Raw genomic sequence first — 17,015 nt, 5'->3', positions numbered from 1 at the left:
CCCTCTTTTTTTGTCGCCTGTCGTAGGGTGACGGGGTGTCCGAGAAGAATGCGCAGCACCCCGCCCGAGCCGGAGTCATCGTCGTCGCAGCGGGGTCGGGACAGCGCCTCGGTCACGGCATCCCGAAGGCGCGGGTCCTGTGCGCCGGGCGTACCCTCCTGGAGCACGCACTGGAGTCCGTGATCGCGTCGGGCGTCGCCGGCGCCGTCGTGGTGGTCCTGCCGGCGGGGGACCCCGTCCTGTCCGCCGTCGTCGCGGAGGCGGCGCTGCGCTCGGTGTACCCCACCAGCATCACTGCGGTTGCGGGCGGTGCAACCCGCGCCGCATCCGTCCGCGCGGGCCTCGCGGCGCTGCCGCCGACCGTGGGAGTCGTCCTGGTCCATGATGCAGCTCGGGCCATCACTCCTCCGGCCGTCTTCCAGCGGGTCGCCGCGCTCGTGAGCGCGGGCGCCTCCGCCGTGATTCCCGTGCTGCCCGTCGTCGACACCATCAAGGTCGTGGAGGACGGCATCGTCACGGCGACCCCCGACCGTGCCCTCCTGCGAGCAGTGCAGACTCCCCAGGGTTTCGACGCCGATGCCCTGCGCGCAGCCCACGCCGGCGACGCCGCCGGTGATGCCACGATCACTGACGACGCCATGCTCATGGAAGCAAGCGGAGTACCGGTACGCGTCGTCGAGGGGGATGCTCTCGCCTTCAAGGTCACCACGCCGTTCGACCTCGTGGTCGCGGAGGCCGTGCTGGCGGCCGGGGTTGCGAACGACGCCGCGGGGCCCGCCGGCAGCGTCGACCTTCCCGCACCGGCCCGCACAGGAACCACCCCGACCCCGACCAGCAGGAGCAGCCGTGTACCTCAGTGAGCACCTCCACCTTCCCCGCACCGGAATCGGTGTGGACGTCCACGCGTACGCCGCTGATGACGCGCCGGCGCCGCTCTGGGTCGCTGGCCTGCTGTGGGAGGGGGAGCGGGGGCTGTCGGGCCACTCCGACGGGGACGTCGTCGCCCATGCGGCGGCCGACGCGCTCTTCTCCGCGGCCGGGGTCGGCGATCTCGGGACCCACTTCGGCACCGACCGCCCCGAGTTCGCCGGAGCCTCGGGACACACCCTGCTCTCCGAGGCGGCCCGGATCGTGCGGGCCGCCGGCTTCGATATCGGCAACATCGCCGTGCAGTTGATCGGCAACAGGCCCAAATTCGGCCCTCGTCGTGCAGAGGCGGAGGCCGTCATGGCCGACGCCGCGCAGGCGCCCGTCAGTATCTCGGCTACCACCACCGACGGGCTCGGCCTGACCGGTCGAGGTGAGGGTATCGCGGCCATCGCCACCGCCGTCGTCGTGCGCTCTGCCTCCGCTGATGGGCCATAGCCGGGCGAACCGGAGGTTGCGGCCGCAGGGGCTGGAAGCCGCAGGGTAGGAGGACCCAGGTTCACAGCCCGGAGGATGGAGGGCGCAGCATCGGGAAGGGTGCGGGCGGCCGCCGGGTAATCTGGACCGGTGAGCCTGCGATTCTATGACACAGCCCGCGCCGAGGTGCGCCCGTTCGAGCCGATCGAAGCGGGCAGGGCGAGCCTGTACTACTGCGGTGCGACGGTGCAGGGCATGCCTCACGTGGGGCATGTGCGGTCTGCTATCGCCTTCGACCAGCTCACCCGCTGGCTCGAGGCGCGGGACCTGCGCGTCACGGTCGTCCGGAACGTGACGGACATCGACGACAAGATCCTCGCGAAGTCCCAGGATTCGTTCCGTGAGGGAGCCGCAGGGGCGGACCCGTCGGTGGTCCCGGAGGAACCGTGGTGGGCCCTCGCCTACCGCTTCGAACAGGAGTTCCACCGGGCCTACGCCGCGCTCGGAGTGCGCCGCCCCACCTACGAGCCGCGAGCCACCGGTCACATCCCCGAGATGCACGCCCTGATCCAGCTCCTCATCGACCGCGGCCACGCCTACCCCGCACCCGACGCCTCCGGAGACGTCTACTTCGACGTACGCTCCTGGCCCGCCTACGGCAGCCTGACCCGCCAGCACATCGATGACATGCAGGCAGCGCCCGACGCCGACCCCCGCGGCAAGAAGGACCCGCGCGACTTCGCGTTGTGGAAGGGCTCCCAGGAGACCGATCCGGTGACGGCGTCCTGGTCGAGCCCGTGGGGTACCGGCCGCCCCGGCTGGCACCTTGAGTGCTCGAGCATGGTGACGAAGTACCTCGGCACGGAGTTCGACATCCACGGTGGCGGACTCGATCTCCGATTCCCGCACCACGAGAACGAGATGGCCCAGTCGCAGGCCGCCGGCCATGCTTTTGCCCGGTACTGGATGCACAACGGCATGGTCACCTTCGGCGGCGAGAAGATGTCGAAGTCCATCGGCAACACGGTGACCCCGCAGGAGATGATCGACGCCGCCGGTCCCCGCGTGGTGCGGTACTACCTCGGGCAGGCGCACTACCGCTCCGTACTGGACTACCGCGAGACCTCCCTGCAGGAGGCAGGCGCAGCGGTGGCCCGCATAGACGGCTTCATCGGCAAGGCAGCGACCCGGGTCGGCGCACCTGCCCCCGGGTCCGTCCGCGCCGCCGACCTCCCCCCGGCATTCGCGGACGCCATGGACGACGACCTCAACGTGCCGCAGGCCCTCGCGGTGCTCCACACCACGGTGCGCAGCGGCAACACCGCCCTCTCCGCAGGCGATGACGCCGCCGTGGCAGCCTGCCTGGCCGCCGTCGTCGGCATGACCGGCGTCCTCGGACTCGACGACGCAGGAGAGGCCGCAGGAGGTGGCACAGCGGACGCGGCACTGTCGAAAGCACTCGACACCCTCGTCGGTGACCGCATCGCGGAGCGCATCGAGGCCCGGACCGCGCGGGACTGGGCTCGGGCCGATGCCATCCGCGACGCCCTGGCACGTGCCGGGGTTACTCTCGAGGATTCCGCCGAGGGCGCCCGCTGGTCCTTGTCGGGGAACTAGTGGCGGCGGCAGCGCTGCAGTTCGAACGCCGCTCCACCCGCCTTTTCGAGGCTCCGACGACGGCAGGACGGGATGTGCGGGGGCTTCTCGCCCGCTCCGCGTAAACTGGAGGCGATTCTTCTTCTATATAAAGGTGTTTTTCCATGGCCAGTCACGGACGTCCAGGCGCGGTTCGCAAGTTGAAAAAGGGCCCCACCATCGGCACCGGCGGACACGGACGCAAGTCGCTCGAGGGTAAGGGCCCCACTCCCAGGGCGGAGGATCGCCCGTACCACAAGGCGTACAAGAACAAGGAGCTGGCGGAGCGCTCGGAGGCCAAGCGTGGAGGCGGCAAGAACGCCGGCACCGGTCGCACCAAGGGCAAGGCCGCCGAGGAGGCCGTCACGGGCCGCAACTCCGTCGTGGAGGCTCTGCGCGCAGGAATCCCTGCGAAGGCCCTGCATGTGGCGATCCGCATCGAGATGGACGACCGCGTCCGTGACTCGCTCAAGATGGCTGCGGAACGCGGCATCCCCGTGATGGAGACGGGCAAGGCGGAGCTGGACCGCATGACGGACGGCGCTGTGCACCAGGGCCTCATGCTGCAGATCCCGCCGTACGAGTACGCCGACGCGCTCGACCTCGTGGATGAGACCATCGAGCGGTACCGGCGCGGGCACATCGGGAACGCCCCCCTCTTCGTCGCCCTCGACGGCATCACCGATCCCCGCAACCTCGGCGCCATCATCCGCTCCGCCTCGGCCTTCAGCAGCCACGGCGTCATCGTGCCCGAGCGCCGCTCGGTCGGCGTGACGGCGTCGGCCTGGAAGACCAGCGCCGGTGCCGCCGTCCGCGTACCCGTCGCCCGCGTCGGCAACCTCAATTCGGCGCTGAAGTCCCTCAAGGAGAAGGGCATCTTCGTCCTCGGCCTGGACGGCGATGGTGATGTCTCGCTGCCCGAACTGACCCTCGGCCGTGATCCCATCTGCATCGTCGTCGGTTCGGAGGGCAAGGGCCTCTCCCGGCTCGTCCGCGAGAACTGCGACCAGATCGTCTCCATCCCCATCGACTCCGCCATGGAGTCGCTCAATGCTTCGATGGCGGTGGGCATCACGCTGTACGAGGTGTCACGCCAGCGTTCGTCCTGACCGCGTCGCCATGACGCAGCAGGTACCGTCGCATCCGCGAGGCTCCCGGGAGTTCCCGCTGGGGCTCCACTCCATCAGGGCCGGACGGGGACAGGACGCCCACGCGAATGCGGCGGTCTGGGCCCCGGCGATCGCCTCCATGGATGTGCACTGGCGCCGTGAGGACGGCGCGTGGGCCTCGGAGACCCTGGTGGGTCTCGACGGCGGCGTGCATCACGGCGTGGTTGGTCCCGTGCATCCCGGCGCCCTGTATGCGTTCTGGCCCACCGGCGAGGACCTTCCGGGCGCCATCGGCGAGACCCAACTGCTTCTGGACCCGTACTCCCGCGCGATCGAGGCCATCGACACGGAGTCGGGGACCGACGAGCCGCCGTCGCGCTCCTACTACTCCGTGTTCCTGGAGCACGAGTTCGACTGGGGGATGAGCGAGCGTCCCGGAACCCCGTGGCGGGACACTGTCATCTACGAGGCGCACGTCAAGGGACTCACGAAGTTGCACCCGGACGTTCCCGAGGCACTGCGGGGGACCTATGCGGGGCTTGGCCATCCCGCGATGGTCGGGTACCTGCGGGACCTCGGCGTGACAGCCGTCGAACTCCTCCCGGTCCACTTCCACATCGACGAGCCGCACCTCGAGCCCCTGGGCCTCAGCAACTACTGGGGCTACAACACGCTCGGGTTCTTCGCCGCGCATACCGACTACGCGACGGTGGCAGCACGGGAAGCGGGACCCGCAGCGGTCCTCGACGAGTTCAAGGGCATGGTCAGGGCCCTCCACGAAGCCGGGCTGGAGGTGATCCTCGACGTCGTCTACAACCACACTGCCGAAGGCGACCAGCATGCGCCCGCCCTCTGCTGGCGGGGTCTCGGCGATTTCGACTACTACAGGCACGACGACGCCGGCCGCTACGTGGACACGACCGGCTGTGGGAACACCCTGAACTTCTCCGAACCCCGCGTCGTCGAGTTCGCACTCGACTCGCTGCGCTACTGGGCCGAGGAGTGCCACATCGACGGTTTCCGGTTCGACCTCGCCGTCACGCTGGCCAGGGACGAACGCAATTCGTTCACGCCGAGGCATCCCTTCCTGTTCGCTGCCGGAGCGTCGAAGGCGCTGCGCGGCACCAAGCTCATCACGGAGCCCTGGGACATCGGGCCGGACGGCTGGCAGACGGGGCGGTTCCCCGTCGGATGGGCCGACTGGAACGACCGCTTCCGCGATACGGTGCGTGACTTCTGGCTCCGCGATATCGCGTCGATAGCCGGAGGTGGCGCGGGATCCTCGCCCGGACGCCTGGCGGGCTGCCTCGCCGGATCGGCCGACACCTTTGCGGCATCCGGCCGGAGCGCCCTGGCCTCGGTGAACCTCGTGACGGCCCACGACGGGTTCACGCTCGCGGACCTCACGGCTTACGAGCGCAAGCACAACGAGGCCAACGGCGAGGGCAACCGCGACGGACACAACGACAACCGCAGCTACAACCACGGTGCCGAGGGCAGGACGGAGGACGAGACCATCCTCGCCGCCCGCGAGAAGAGTGCCCGCAACATCATGGCGTCCCTGCTCATCTCGCTGGGCGTCCCGATGCTGACGGCCGGGGACGAGTTCGGCCGCACCCAGGGCGGCAACAACAATGCCTACTGCCAGGACACCGAGCTCGGCTGGGTCCACTGGCCCGACGACACCGCGTCGCGGCGGATGCTCGAGTCCACGCGGACGCTGCTGTCCATCCGGCGCGACTTCCTGGCCGGGCAGCCGCCCACGTTTCCGTCCCGCAGCGACCAGTCGACGCTGCTCTGGTTCAGCGCGGCCGGACTGCCGATGACCGCGTCCGAGTGGAACGACCCGCGGACCAGGACTGTGCAGCTGCTCCTCGGGTCCACGGGCGGCACGGTCAATGGGCTCGTCGTGATCAACGGATCGCTCGAGGACACGCGCATCCATCTGCCCTCCGCCTGGATCCTGCAGGGCGAGGGCGTCGAGGGGGAGCAGCCGCGCTGGTTCAGCCGCACGTTCGACTCGGCGGATGGTGCCACCGTCCAGGGCACCGTCGTCGAGCACCCCCGCCTGCTCTCGGGCGAGGCGGACACGGTTGCCGGTGACTCGGTGCGGATGTACCGCTGCTGAGCGCCCGAGTGGAGCAGTAGGCGCTCACGCCACTGGTTCCACATGACGAAGCCCGGGGCCTTGTGGTCCCGGGCTTCGTCATGTGGGCCCTTGAACAGGCGTCCGCCCGTCAGGCGTTGACGACGAGTCCCAGTTCGGCCTTCGTCACCAGGGTCGAGTGCTTCGGGAGCACGCGCACCGTGTAGCCGAAGGACCCGGAGTGGTCGATCCGGATATCGCCCGTGAACAGGTAGCGTCCGCTGCCGAGGTTCTCGGCGACGTCGAGGTCCTGGACGATGACGTCGCTCAGCTCGTCACTCTCTAGGGCTCGCCCGAACGCCACCTCGACGGCGACGTCATCGGGGTTCAGTCCCCCGAGCGACACGTAGGCGCTGACGCTGAGGGAATCACCGATCTGCGGATCCTCCGAGACGCCCGTGGAGTCCACGTGTTCCACCTGCACGGCCGGCCAGCTGCCCTGGACGCGTGAGCGCCAGGCGGCGGTGCGCTTCGCGAGCGAGAAGGAGTCGGCCACAGCTTCCTGCCCTGCACGCCAGGCCGGACGGTACAGCTTCTCGACGTAGTCCTGCAGCATGCGCTCGGCGGACACCGCCGGGCCCAGGGTCGCCATCGTGTGCTTGATCATCGCGATCCACTGGTGCGGCACGCCGTCGCGCGAGGGCTCCGACGGTCCGGCGGCTCCGGCGCCCTCAGCAGGAACCTGCGAGTAGAAACGTGGTCCCACCTGTGTCTCGAGAAGGTCGTACAGGGCTGCCGCCTCGATGTCGTCGCGCTCGTCGGCCGAGGCGCCGTTGTTGGCCGTCGGGATCGCCCAGCCGTTGTCGCCGTCGTACATCTCGTCCCACCAGCCGTCGAGGACGGACAGGTTCAGCCCACCGTTGATCGCCGACTTCATGCCGGACGTGCCACAGGCCTCGAGCGGACGCAGCGGGTTGTTGAGCCAGACGTCGCAGCCCGGGAAGAGGATGCGGGCCATGGCGATGTCGTAGTTCGGAAGGAAGACGATGCGGTGACGCACCTCGGGATCGTCCGTGAAGCGGACGAGGTCCTGAATCATGCGCTTGCCCTGCTCGTCGGCGGGGTGTGACTTGCCGGCGATGACGAGCTGGATCGGGTGCTCCGGGTGGAGGAGGAGCGCCTTCAGCCTGGCCGGGTTGCGCAGCATGAGCGTGAGGCGCTTGTAGGTCGGCACGCGCCGCGCGAAGCCGATCGTGAGGATGTCCGGGTCCAGCACGGAGTCCGTCCAGGCCAACTCTGCGTCGGCCGCGCCGCGCTTCTTCCAGGAGGAGCGCAGGCGCTGGCGGACGTCGTCGACCAGGTTGGAGCGAAGACTGCGTCGCAGCGCCCAGATCTTCGTGTCCGGGACGTCGTAGACCTTGTTCCACTGGGGATCGAGGACCGACTCGGCACCGAAGTTCGAGAGCGCGAAGTCGGCGATCTCCGGATCCACCCAGCTCGGTACGTGCACGCCGTTCGTGACCGAGGTGATCGGCACCTCATGGGTGTCGAACCCCGGCCACAGGCCGGAGAACATGCCGCGTGACACCTCACCGTGGAGTTTGGCGACACCGTTGGCGCGCTGCGCGAGGCGCAGGCCCATGACGGCCATGTTGAATTTGGTCGGGTCCCCGTCCGTGTAGTTCTCCGCGCCGAGCGCCAGAACGCGATCGGTGGGCACGGCAGGCGCAAGGCCGGCGTGGAAGAAGTGCTCGATCTGTGAACGCTCGAAACGGTCGATACCCGCCGGGACCGGTGTGTGCGTCGTGAACACCGTGGATGCTCGCCCGGCCGTGAGCGCTTCCTCCCAGCTCATGGGTGCCTCGTTCGAGGGGTCCATGAGTTCGCGGATGCGTTCGATGCCGAGGAAGCCTGCGTGCCCCTCGTTGCTGTGGAAGACCTCGGGCGCGGGCGTGCCCGTCAGGCGCTGGAAGATACGCAGCGCCTTGACGCCGCCCATGCCGAGAAGGAGCTCCTGCTGCAGGCGCTGGTCCCCGCCCCCGCCGTAGAGCCGGTCGGTGACGTTGCGGGCGGCGTCGTCGTTCTCGGCGACGTTGGAGTCGAGGAGCAGGAGGGGGACGCGGCCGACGTCCGCGCGCCAGATGTGTGCGGAGAGCTGGCGCCCGTTGGGCAGCGGAAGCACGACCGTCGCGGCCGAGCCGTCCTCCTCGCGGAGCAGGGTCAGCGGCAGTCCGTCCGGGTCGAGGACCGGATAGGTCTCCTGCTGCCAGGCGTCACGCGACAGGGACTGCTTGAAGTACCCGGCCTGATACAGCAGTCCGACGCCCACGAGGGGGACGCCGAGGTCCGAAGCGGACTTGAGGTGGTCACCGGCGAGGATACCCAGTCCGCCGGAGTACTGGGGGAGGACGGCGCTGATGCCGTACTCGGGGGAGAAGTAGGCGATGCTGCGGGGAGCGTCCTCGCCGAGGCCCTGGTACCAGCGCGGTTCGGTCAGGTAGCTCTCGAGGTCGGCTCCGAGTTCCTGGATGCGCCGTACGAGCTTCTCGTCGCCGGCGAGCTGATGGAGCTTCTCGCGGGTGACGGAGCCGAGGAAGGACACCGGATCATGGCCGCTCTCTTCCCATGCGGCGGGATCGATGTCCTCGAAGAGCCGGGAGGTCGGCAGATGCCATGACCAGCGCAGATTGCCCGCGAGTTTGCCGAGCGGGGCGATGCTCTCGGGGAGGACGGTACGGACGGTAAATCTGCGGATGGCCTTCACTCCGATTACGCTAGCGCACTTGCCAGGCCGAGTGGAGGATCACCGCAACCGCTTGCGTAATACGGAGTCGGCCTTGCTGCTACGCAAAGCTCCCTTAGCAATTCAGGCCATTACTCGCTAACGTCGTACGCGTGACGACCACTAGTGACCAGAACCGAAATGCCCAGTATCCCGATGGTCTGCGCTTCGGCCGGATTCCCATCACGGCCGTCAGCCCCGTGGTCGAGGACGGCCGTTTCCCCGCGAAAGCAATTCCCGGCTCGGACATCGCCGTCGGCGCGACGGTCTTCAGGGAAGGCCACGACCAGCTCGGTGTATCCGCAGTGCTTTACGATCCCCGCGGCAAGGAGGTGCAGCGCGTCCGCATGACACCGGTCGGGTCCGGGTTGGACCGCTGGGCCGGCACCCTGACCCCGCGTGCCAGGGGCCTCCATACCTTCACCATCGAAGGGTGGTCCGATGTCTTCGGCACCTGGGAGCACGACGCCACGATCAAGATCGCGGCGGGCGTCGACGTCGAGCTCATGCTTGCCGAGGGTGCCGCCCTCTTCGCGCGTGCGGCAGAGGAGCGTACCCCGAAGGATGCGGCACTGTTCCGCCGCACCTCGGAGGCACTGGCCGACACGACGCAGAGCGTCGAGGCCCGACTCGCCGCCGGCCTGTCACCCCAGATCCACGAGGCCATCGCGCGCCGGCCCATCCGCTCTCTTGTGACCGCGTCCGCCTCGTACCCCATCAACGTCGAGCGCGAGCTGGCGGGCCGGGCCGCCTGGTACGAGTTCTTCCCCCGGTCCGAGGGCGCCACCTACGACCCCGAGACGGCGCAGTGGACCTCCGGGACGTTCCGCGAGGCCACGAAGCGCCTTGATGCCATCGCCGCGATGAACTTCGACGTCGTCTACCTGCCGCCCATCCACCCGATCGGTCGCACGCATCGCAAGGGACCGAACAACACCCTGACCGCGGGTCCCGCCGATCCTGGCTCCCCCTGGGCCATCGGCTCCGCTGACGGAGGCCACGACGCCATCCATCCCGATCTCGGTACCTTCGAGGATTTCGACGCGTTCGTCGCCAGGGCTGCCGAGCTGAACCTCGATGTCGCCCTCGACCTCGCGCTGCAGGCATCACCGGACCATCCCTGGGTGCAGACCCACCCGGAGTGGTTCACCACGCGGGTGGACGGTTCGATCGCCTATGCAGAGAACCCCCCGAAGAAGTACCAGGACATCTATCCCATCAACTTCGACAACGATCCGAAGGGTCTGTCGAAGGAGGTCCTGCGGATCGTCCTGATGTGGATCCAGCACGGCGTCAAGATCTTCCGCGTGGACAATCCCCACACCAAGCCCGTGCAGTTCTGGGAGTGGCTCATCGCGAAGGTGAACAAGAAACACCCCGACGTCATCTTCCTCGCCGAGGCGTTCACTCGTCCGCCGATGATGCATGCCCTGGGACGGGCAGGGTTCCAGCAGTCGTACTCGTACTTCACGTGGCGGAACACGAAGACCGAGCTCGAGGAGTACTTCACCGAGATCAGCAAGGTCTCACCGGCCTACTTCCGCCCGAACTTCTTCGTCAACACCCCTGACATCCTGACCGAGTACCTCCAGTACGGTGGACCCGCGGGCTTCAAGATCCGCGCGGTCCTCGCGTCGATGGCCAGCCCGCTCTGGGGGGTCTACTCAGGCTACGAACTGTTCGAGCACGTGGCCCGCCCGGGTGCGGAGGAATCGATCGACAACGAGAAGTTCCAGTACCGGCCGCGGAACTACGCCGCGGCCGAGGCCGAGGGTCGCTCCCTGGCACCGTTCATCACTCGCCTGAATGCCATCCGGAGGTCCCACCCCGCCCTCGGGGACCTCGAGAACCTCAGCATCCATAGCAGCTCGGACCCCGCCACCTTGGTCTTCGTCAAGCACAAGCGGACGGCAGAGGGCAAGGACACGATCATCGTCGTCGTGAACGTGGATCCCCACAGCACCAGGGAGAGTACGGTATCGCTCGGCCTGCATCAGCTCGACCTCGATGCGGCCGACATCGACGAGAACGGTACGTTCCAGGTGGACGACCTCATCACGGGTCAGACCTTCGCCTGGGGCGAGCACAACTACGTCCGCCTGGACCCCCATGTGGAGCCCGCACACATTCTCTCAATCAGGAGGCAGCACTAGTGCCCAACCCCTTCCAGCTCCACGCACCTGGACTGGCCCACGATCCCCACTGGTACCGCAAGGCGGTCTTCTACGAGGCCCTGGTCCGAGGATTCGCCGACGCGAACGGGGACGGCTCCGGTGATCTGTCCGGACTGATCGAAAAGATGGATTATCTCCAGTGGCTCGGTGTGGATTGCCTCTGGCTACCGCCGTTCTTCAAGTCGCCACTTCGCGACGGCGGCTACGACATCTCGGACTACTACGACGTGCTCGACGAGTTCGGCTCCCTCAGTGACTTCAAGCGCCTCGTGGCCGAGGCCCACGCCCGGGGCGTCCGCGTCATCATCGACCTGCCCGTGAACCACACCTCGGACCAGCACCACTGGTTCCAGGAATCCCGCAGCGACCCCGAGGGCCCGTACGGCGATTTCTACGTCTGGAGCGACACCGACGAGAAGTACGAGGATGCCCGCATCATCTTCGTCGATACGGAGGAATCGAACTGGACGTTCGATCCCGTGCGCCGCCAGTTCTTCTGGCACCGTTTCTTCAGCCACCAGCCCGACCTCAACTTCGAGAACCCCAAGGTGCAGGAGGCGATCTTCGACGTCGTGAAGTTCTGGCTCGACCAGGGCATCGACGGCTTCCGCGCGGATGCCATCCCGTACCTCTTCGAGGAGGAGGGCACCAACTGCGAGAACCTCCCGAAGACGCACGAATTCCTGAAGCGCCTGCGCGCGATGGTGGACGAGAACTACCCTGGACGCGTCATCATCGCCGAGGCGAACCAGATGCCGGATGAAGTGGTGGAATATTTCGGCGACGAGGATGCACCCGAGTGCCACATGTCCTTCCACTTCCCCATCATGCCGAGGCTCTTCTACGCCCTGCGGGACCAGAAGGCCGCCCCCATCATCGAGACGATGAGGGACACCCCGGACATCCCCGCCGGCGCACAGTGGGGTACTTTCCTCCGGAACCACGATGAGCTCACGCTCGAAATGGTGACCAACGAGGAACGCGAGGCGATGCTCGGCTGGTACGCCCCCGATCCCCGCATGCGTGCGAACGTGGGTATCCGCCGTCGGCTCTCACCGCTGCTCGACAACTCGCGGGCCGAGGTGGAGCTGATCCACTCGTTGCTGCTGTCGCTTCCGGGCAGCCCGTTCCTGTACTACGGCGACGAGATCGGCATGGGCGACAACATCTGGCTCGAGGATCGCGATGCATCGCGCACCCCGATGCAGTGGAACCCGGACCGGAATGCCGGCTTCTCTCCGGTGGATCCGGGCAAGCTGTACCTCCCGGTCGTCCAGTCGCTCGTCTATCACTACAACCACGTGAACGTGGAGGCACAGCTGGCGACGTCGAGTTCGTTGCTGCACTGGGTCCGCCAGATGCTCGCCGTCCGCAAGGCCCACCCTGCCTTCGGGCTCGGGAGTTACCGCAACGTTCCCGTCGACTCGGAGAACGTCCTGGCTTTCCTGCGGGAGATCGAGGAGCCCAATACCGAGGGCGAGCCCGCGGAGGCTGTGCTGTGCATCTTCAACCTCTCGCAGCACCCCGTAGCGGCGCGGATGCACCTACCGGAGTTCGCGGGCCGCGGCCTGCGAGATCTCTTCGGTGGGGCGATCTTCCCTGCGTTCGCGCAGGACGGCGAGATCACGCTGACGCTCGGCAGCCATGACTTCTTCTGGTTGCGTGTCCGCTCGGCGCACTCGAACGTGTCCTCGCCGCACACCCAGGCGATGCCCGTCATCCCCCTCCCGGAGGCGATCAGATAATGGCCACCCACATACCCTTCATCCCGGAGGTCCTCACCGAATGGCTCCCGTCGCAGCGGTGGTTCCCGGCTAGGGCGCAGTCCGTGGAACTGACGGTGGTCGGGGGAACGATCCTGGAGGATCCGACGGGCGCGGCGGGGTTCGAGGTGCACTTCCTCGCCGTCGAGTCCGGTCGGCGCACCGACGTCGTCAGCGTGCCGATCAGCTATCGCCGTGCGCCGCTCGACGATGCCGCGGCAGGCCTGATCGGCCAGGTGGAGCACCCCGAGCTTGGTACGCGATGGGCCTATGATGCAACGCACGACGCCGATTTCGTGCGCCTGTGGGTGGACTTCATCCTGACGGGCGGCAGTACGCCGGACGGACGCCTGAAGGGTGTCGCAGTCAAGCCGCCTGCACACCAGGAGGCCGGGGTGGCCCAGCCCGTCAAGGTACTCCAGGGCGAGCAGTCGAACACCTCGGTGGTCTACGGTGCCGGCCCCGGCTCCATGATCGTGAAGTTCTTCCGGGTCCTTGCCGCCGGCGAAAGCCCTGACGTGCAGATCAGCGCCGGGCTCACCGCCGGCGGATCGACGGACACACCGGACACGTTCGGGTGGGTCACCGGCGAGTGGCAGCAAGCACACGGCGAACCCGGGCGCCATGTCACCGGCCACGTCAGTGTCCTGCGCGACTTCGTCGAGGGAAGCACCGATGCCTGGCGCACGGCATCGCAGTCTGCTTCCACCGCCGCCGACTTCACCGAGGAGGCGCGTGGCCTGGGCCAGGCCGTGGCCCGCATCCACAAGCAGCTCGACCGCGCCTTCGGCAGCCGTACGGCGACCGACGCCGAGGAGAAGGAATTCAAGAACGCGCTCGCGGACCGCATCCGCTGGGCCTGGGAGGAAGCCGGCGGCGTCGTCGGGCCCCTGGGCGCCGAAGTCGACAGCATCCTGCGCGACATCGAGGGTCTGAAGGACATTCCGCCGCTGCAGCGCATCCATGCGGATCTCCACCTCGGTCAGGTCCTGCAAGCACCCGACGGCACGTGGCTCATCATCGACTTCGAGGGCGAGCCGCTTCGTCCCACCGCCGAACGCAGCGTCCCGGACGTCCCCGTCCGGGACATCGTCGGCATGGTCCGTTCACTCGAGTACGCTGCTGCGTCGCGAGGGGCGGCTCCGGTCGGCTCACCCGAAGCAGCGGCGACAGAGCAGTGGTCCGACGCCGCCCGCCAGGCCTTCCTTGAGGGCTACTCACAGGAGAGTGGCACGCCCGTCGAGACCGACGGTCCACTCTTCCGGGCGCTTTGGCTCGACAAGGCCCTGTACGAGGTCGTCTACGAAATCCGCAACAGGCCGGACTGGGTCGAGATGCCCGTCCGCGATGTCCGACGCGCCCTGGGTGCACAGCCCGGCGCGGACGCTACGAAAGCAGCTGACATGAAATCTCCGAAGAAGGCCGGGCCGGGCGAGGGCACAGGCGACAAGAAGTTCGCCGCCAAGGCGGCCGAGGCCGTCGCTGGAACGGCGAAAGCAGTCGCCGACAAGGCGAGGAACGCCACTGCGGGTCTGGCCGGGAAGGCGAAGGACGCCGGCATCACGCCGTCGGCTTCCGCTGGGTCTGCGGGGCCCGCTGGTTCTGCGCCCGCTGCGCCGGCCGCCATGGTGCCGGTCGAGGTGGAGCAGTCCATCCTCCACCAGGTGTCCGAGGGCGCGTACCGCCAGCCCCATGCCGTTCTGGGGGCTCACCTCAGTGACGACGACGTCGTCACGATCCGCACGCTGCGGCCCCTGGCGCGGTCGGTCGTCGTCCTCACAGGCACGGGCCGCACCGAGCTGCGGCACGAACACAACGGCATCTGGGTCGGCGCCCTGCCGGCAGAAACACCTGGCCACGTCCCCGACTACCGGCTCGAGATCACCTACGACGGTGAGCCGATCACGGTCGATGACCCGTATCGCTTCCTGCCCACACTCGGCGAGATCGACATGCACCTGATCGGCGAAGGCCGGCACGAGACGCTGTGGACCGCGCTCGGCGCACACGTCCGCCATTACTCGTCCCTGCTCGGCGATATCGAGGGTGTCTCCTTCGCGGTCTGGGCGCCGAATGCCCGTGCCGTGCAGGTCATGGGCGACTTCAACGGCTGGGACGGCAGCGTCCACGCCCTGCGCACGCTCGGGAGCTCCGGCATCTGGGAAATCTTCATTCCCGGAGCCGGCGCGGGCACCTGCTACAAGTTCAGGATCTTGGGCAACGACGGCCAGTGGCGCGAGAAGGCCGATCCCATGGCCCGCGGCACGGAGATCCCGCCGCTCACGGGTTCCAAGGTCGTCGAGTCGACCTACACGTTCGGGGACGACGAGTGGATGACGGCACGTGCAGCCGGCGACCCCCACAACGGGCCCATGAGCGTGTACGAGGTGCACCTCGGGTCGTGGCGTCAGGGCCTCGGGTACCGGGAGCTGGCCGAGCAGCTCGTCGAGTACGTGTCCTGGCAGGGCTTCACGCACGTAGAGCTGATGCCGGTGGCGGAGCACCCCTTCGGCGGATCCTGGGGCTACCAGGTCACGTCCTACTTCGCGCCGACGTCGCGCTTCGGTTCGCCGGACGACTTCAAGTACTTGATCGACCGACTCCACCAGGCCGGTATCGGCGTCCTCATGGACTGGGTTCCCGCCCACTTCCCCAAGGATGCCTGGGCGCTTGCCAAGTTCGACGGCGGCACCCTGTACGAGCACGGTGATCCCTTCCTCGGCGAACATCAGGACTGGGGCACCCTGATCTTCGACTTCGGCCGTCGAGAAGTCCGCAACTTCCTCGTCGCGAACGCCCTGTACTGGCTGGAGGAGTTCCACATCGACGGACTGCGCGTCGACGCCGTCGCCTCCATGCTCTACCTCAACTACTCGAGGGAGGAAGGCCAGTGGCGGCCGAACAAGTTCGGCGGCCAGGAGAACCTCGAGGCCATCTCCTTCCTCCAGGAGGTCAACGCAACCGCGTACAAGCGGGCGCCGGGCATCGTCATGATCGCCGAGGAGTCGACTGCGTTCGACGGCGTCACCAGGGCCACGAGCGCCGGCGGCCTCGGCTTCGGCATCAAGTGGAACATGGGCTGGATGCACGACACCCTCGAGTACATCTCCGAGGATCCGATCAATCGCGTTCACCACCACGGCAAGGCCACGTTCTCCATGGTCTACGCCTACACCGAGAACTTCATGCTGCCGATCAGTCATGACGAGGTGGTGCACGGCAAGGGTTCCCTCCTGCGCAAGATGCCGGGCGACCGGTGGCAGCAACTCGCCAACGTGCGCGCGTACCTTGCCTTCCAGTGGGCGCATCCCGGGAAGCAGCTCATCTTCATGGGGTCGGAGTTCGCACAGGAGGCGGAGTGGGCCGAGCACCACAGCCTTGATTGGTGGCTCACGGAGACGCCGTCCCACAAGGGGGTCCAGGAGCTGGTGCGAACCCTGAACACGCTCTACAAGGAGACGCCGGCGCTGTACGCGCGGGACAACGAGCCCGCCGGCTTCCAGTGGATCGACGAGAACGACGGCGAGCACAACACCTTGTCCTTCATCCGATGGGATCACCAGGGGAATCCGCTGGTCTGCATCGCGAACTTCGCAGGGGGTCCGCACGAGGGCTTCCGGGTCGGGCTTCCCTGGGCGGGAGAGTGGACCGAAGTCCTCAACACCGACTCCGAGGAGTTCGGCGGCTCGGGGGTCGGCAACAGCGGGTACGTCACGGCGCAGGAGGGCGCGCACAACGGCCAGCCTGCTTACGGCGACGTCCGGGTGCCGCCCCTCGGCGTCCTGTACCTGAAGCCGGCGACCTCCTAGGCGCAGGCCGGATCGACAGCGGCGGACGTCCTCGGAAGAGGGCGTCCGCCGCTGTTTTACATCTGGCAGGGGCGGTGTTAGTGTTTATATCCGCGCTGAAGAAGTCATCTGGTCGGCCGACAACCACAGTACTGAGGGTCAGGCTCCACCCGTACGGGTAGAGCAGGGAACCGAGGGGTGTGGGGACGGGCCGATTTGGAGAACGGAAGCGGTGCGGGTAAGCTTGTAAAGTTGCTTCGGAGCGATGACACAGTGTTTTGGTTGTGTTGGGTGCCGGTAGTGCCTGTTGTTTGAGAACTCAATAGTGTGCCAA

At 67.5% G+C, this 17,015-nt stretch carries 9 protein-coding genes; 8 read left to right on the top strand and 1 reads right to left on the bottom strand.

The window, feature by feature from the left end; all coding sequences use genetic code 11:
• The first annotated feature begins 35 nt into the window (after positions 1-35).
• The 5 genes from ispD (at position 36) to glgX (ending at position 6,216) form a co-directional block, all read left to right on the top strand.
• Positions 36-860, top strand: coding sequence for a 2-C-methyl-D-erythritol 4-phosphate cytidylyltransferase (gene ispD / locus D6T63_RS07945; protein ID WP_120148498.1), 825 nt, complete (start codon positions 36-38; stop codon positions 858-860).
• The gene (gene ispF / locus D6T63_RS07940) at positions 847-1,365 is read left to right on the top strand and encodes a 2-C-methyl-D-erythritol 2,4-cyclodiphosphate synthase (RefSeq protein WP_120148497.1); all 519 of its coding nucleotides are present in this window, start codon (positions 847-849) and stop codon (positions 1,363-1,365) included. Before ispD ends, ispF begins: the two co-directional genes overlap by 14 nt.
• A 129-nt stretch (positions 1,366-1,494) precedes the next feature.
• On the top strand, positions 1,495-2,961 hold the full coding sequence (gene cysS / locus D6T63_RS07935) for a cysteine--tRNA ligase (RefSeq protein ID WP_120148496.1): 1,467 nt from the start codon (positions 1,495-1,497) through the stop codon (positions 2,959-2,961).
• A gap of 143 nt (positions 2,962-3,104) precedes the next feature.
• The gene (rlmB, locus tag D6T63_RS07930; protein ID WP_120148495.1) at positions 3,105-4,088 is read left to right on the top strand and encodes a 23S rRNA (guanosine(2251)-2'-O)-methyltransferase RlmB; all 984 of its coding nucleotides are present in this window, start codon (positions 3,105-3,107) and stop codon (positions 4,086-4,088) included.
• Positions 4,089-4,098: 10 nt separating this feature from the next.
• Entirely contained in the window at positions 4,099-6,216 is a 2,118-nt protein-coding gene (gene glgX, locus D6T63_RS07925; RefSeq protein WP_120148494.1) for a glycogen debranching protein GlgX, read from the top strand.
• 109 nt (positions 6,217-6,325) lie between these two features.
• Here the strand turns inward: glgX and glgP are convergent, their stop codons facing one another.
• Positions 6,326-8,938, bottom strand: a complete 2,613-nt coding sequence (glgP, locus tag D6T63_RS07920) for an alpha-glucan family phosphorylase (RefSeq protein ID WP_120148493.1) — start codon at positions 8,936-8,938, stop codon at positions 6,326-6,328.
• Positions 8,939-9,069: 131 nt separating this feature from the next.
• Here glgP and D6T63_RS07915 point away from each other — a divergent pair, with 131 nt between their 5' ends.
• From D6T63_RS07915 to glgB, 3 genes are read left to right on the top strand one after another with little or no spacing between them, the layout of a single operon-like run.
• The gene (locus tag D6T63_RS07915) at positions 9,070-11,109 is read left to right on the top strand and encodes an alpha-1,4-glucan--maltose-1-phosphate maltosyltransferase (RefSeq protein ID WP_120148492.1); all 2,040 of its coding nucleotides are present in this window, start codon (positions 9,070-9,072) and stop codon (positions 11,107-11,109) included.
• A complete protein-coding gene (gene treS / locus D6T63_RS07910; protein WP_120148491.1) occupies positions 11,109-12,875 on the top strand; it encodes a maltose alpha-D-glucosyltransferase in 1,767 nt (588 codons plus the stop codon). The genes D6T63_RS07915 and treS overlap by 1 nt, the downstream gene beginning before the upstream one ends.
• Complete coding sequence (glgB, locus tag D6T63_RS07905; RefSeq protein WP_120148490.1) at positions 12,875-16,702, top strand: 1,4-alpha-glucan branching protein GlgB; 3,828 nt, start codon at positions 12,875-12,877, stop codon at positions 16,700-16,702. Before treS ends, glgB begins: the two co-directional genes overlap by 1 nt.
• The last annotated feature ends 313 nt before the right edge of the window (positions 16,703-17,015 follow it).

The sequence above is a fragment of the Arthrobacter cheniae genome (genome assembly GCF_003602275.1).
Classification (GTDB): domain Bacteria; phylum Actinomycetota; class Actinomycetes; order Actinomycetales; family Micrococcaceae; genus Arthrobacter_D; species Arthrobacter_D cheniae.
This window is presented reverse-complemented; position numbering and strand designations above follow the sequence as displayed.

Excerpts from the sequence above, each read along its gene's own strand:
- rlmB (WP_120148495.1), top strand. The coding sequence starts at position 3,105 with ATGGCCAGTCACGGACGTCCAGGCGCGGTTCGCAAGTTGAAAAAGGGC.
- glgX (WP_120148494.1), top strand. The coding sequence starts at position 4,099 with ATGACGCAGCAGGTACCGTCGCATCCGCGAGGCTCCCGGGAGTTCCCG.
- glgB (WP_120148490.1), top strand. The coding sequence starts at position 12,875 with ATGGCCACCCACATACCCTTCATCCCGGAGGTCCTCACCGAATGGCTC.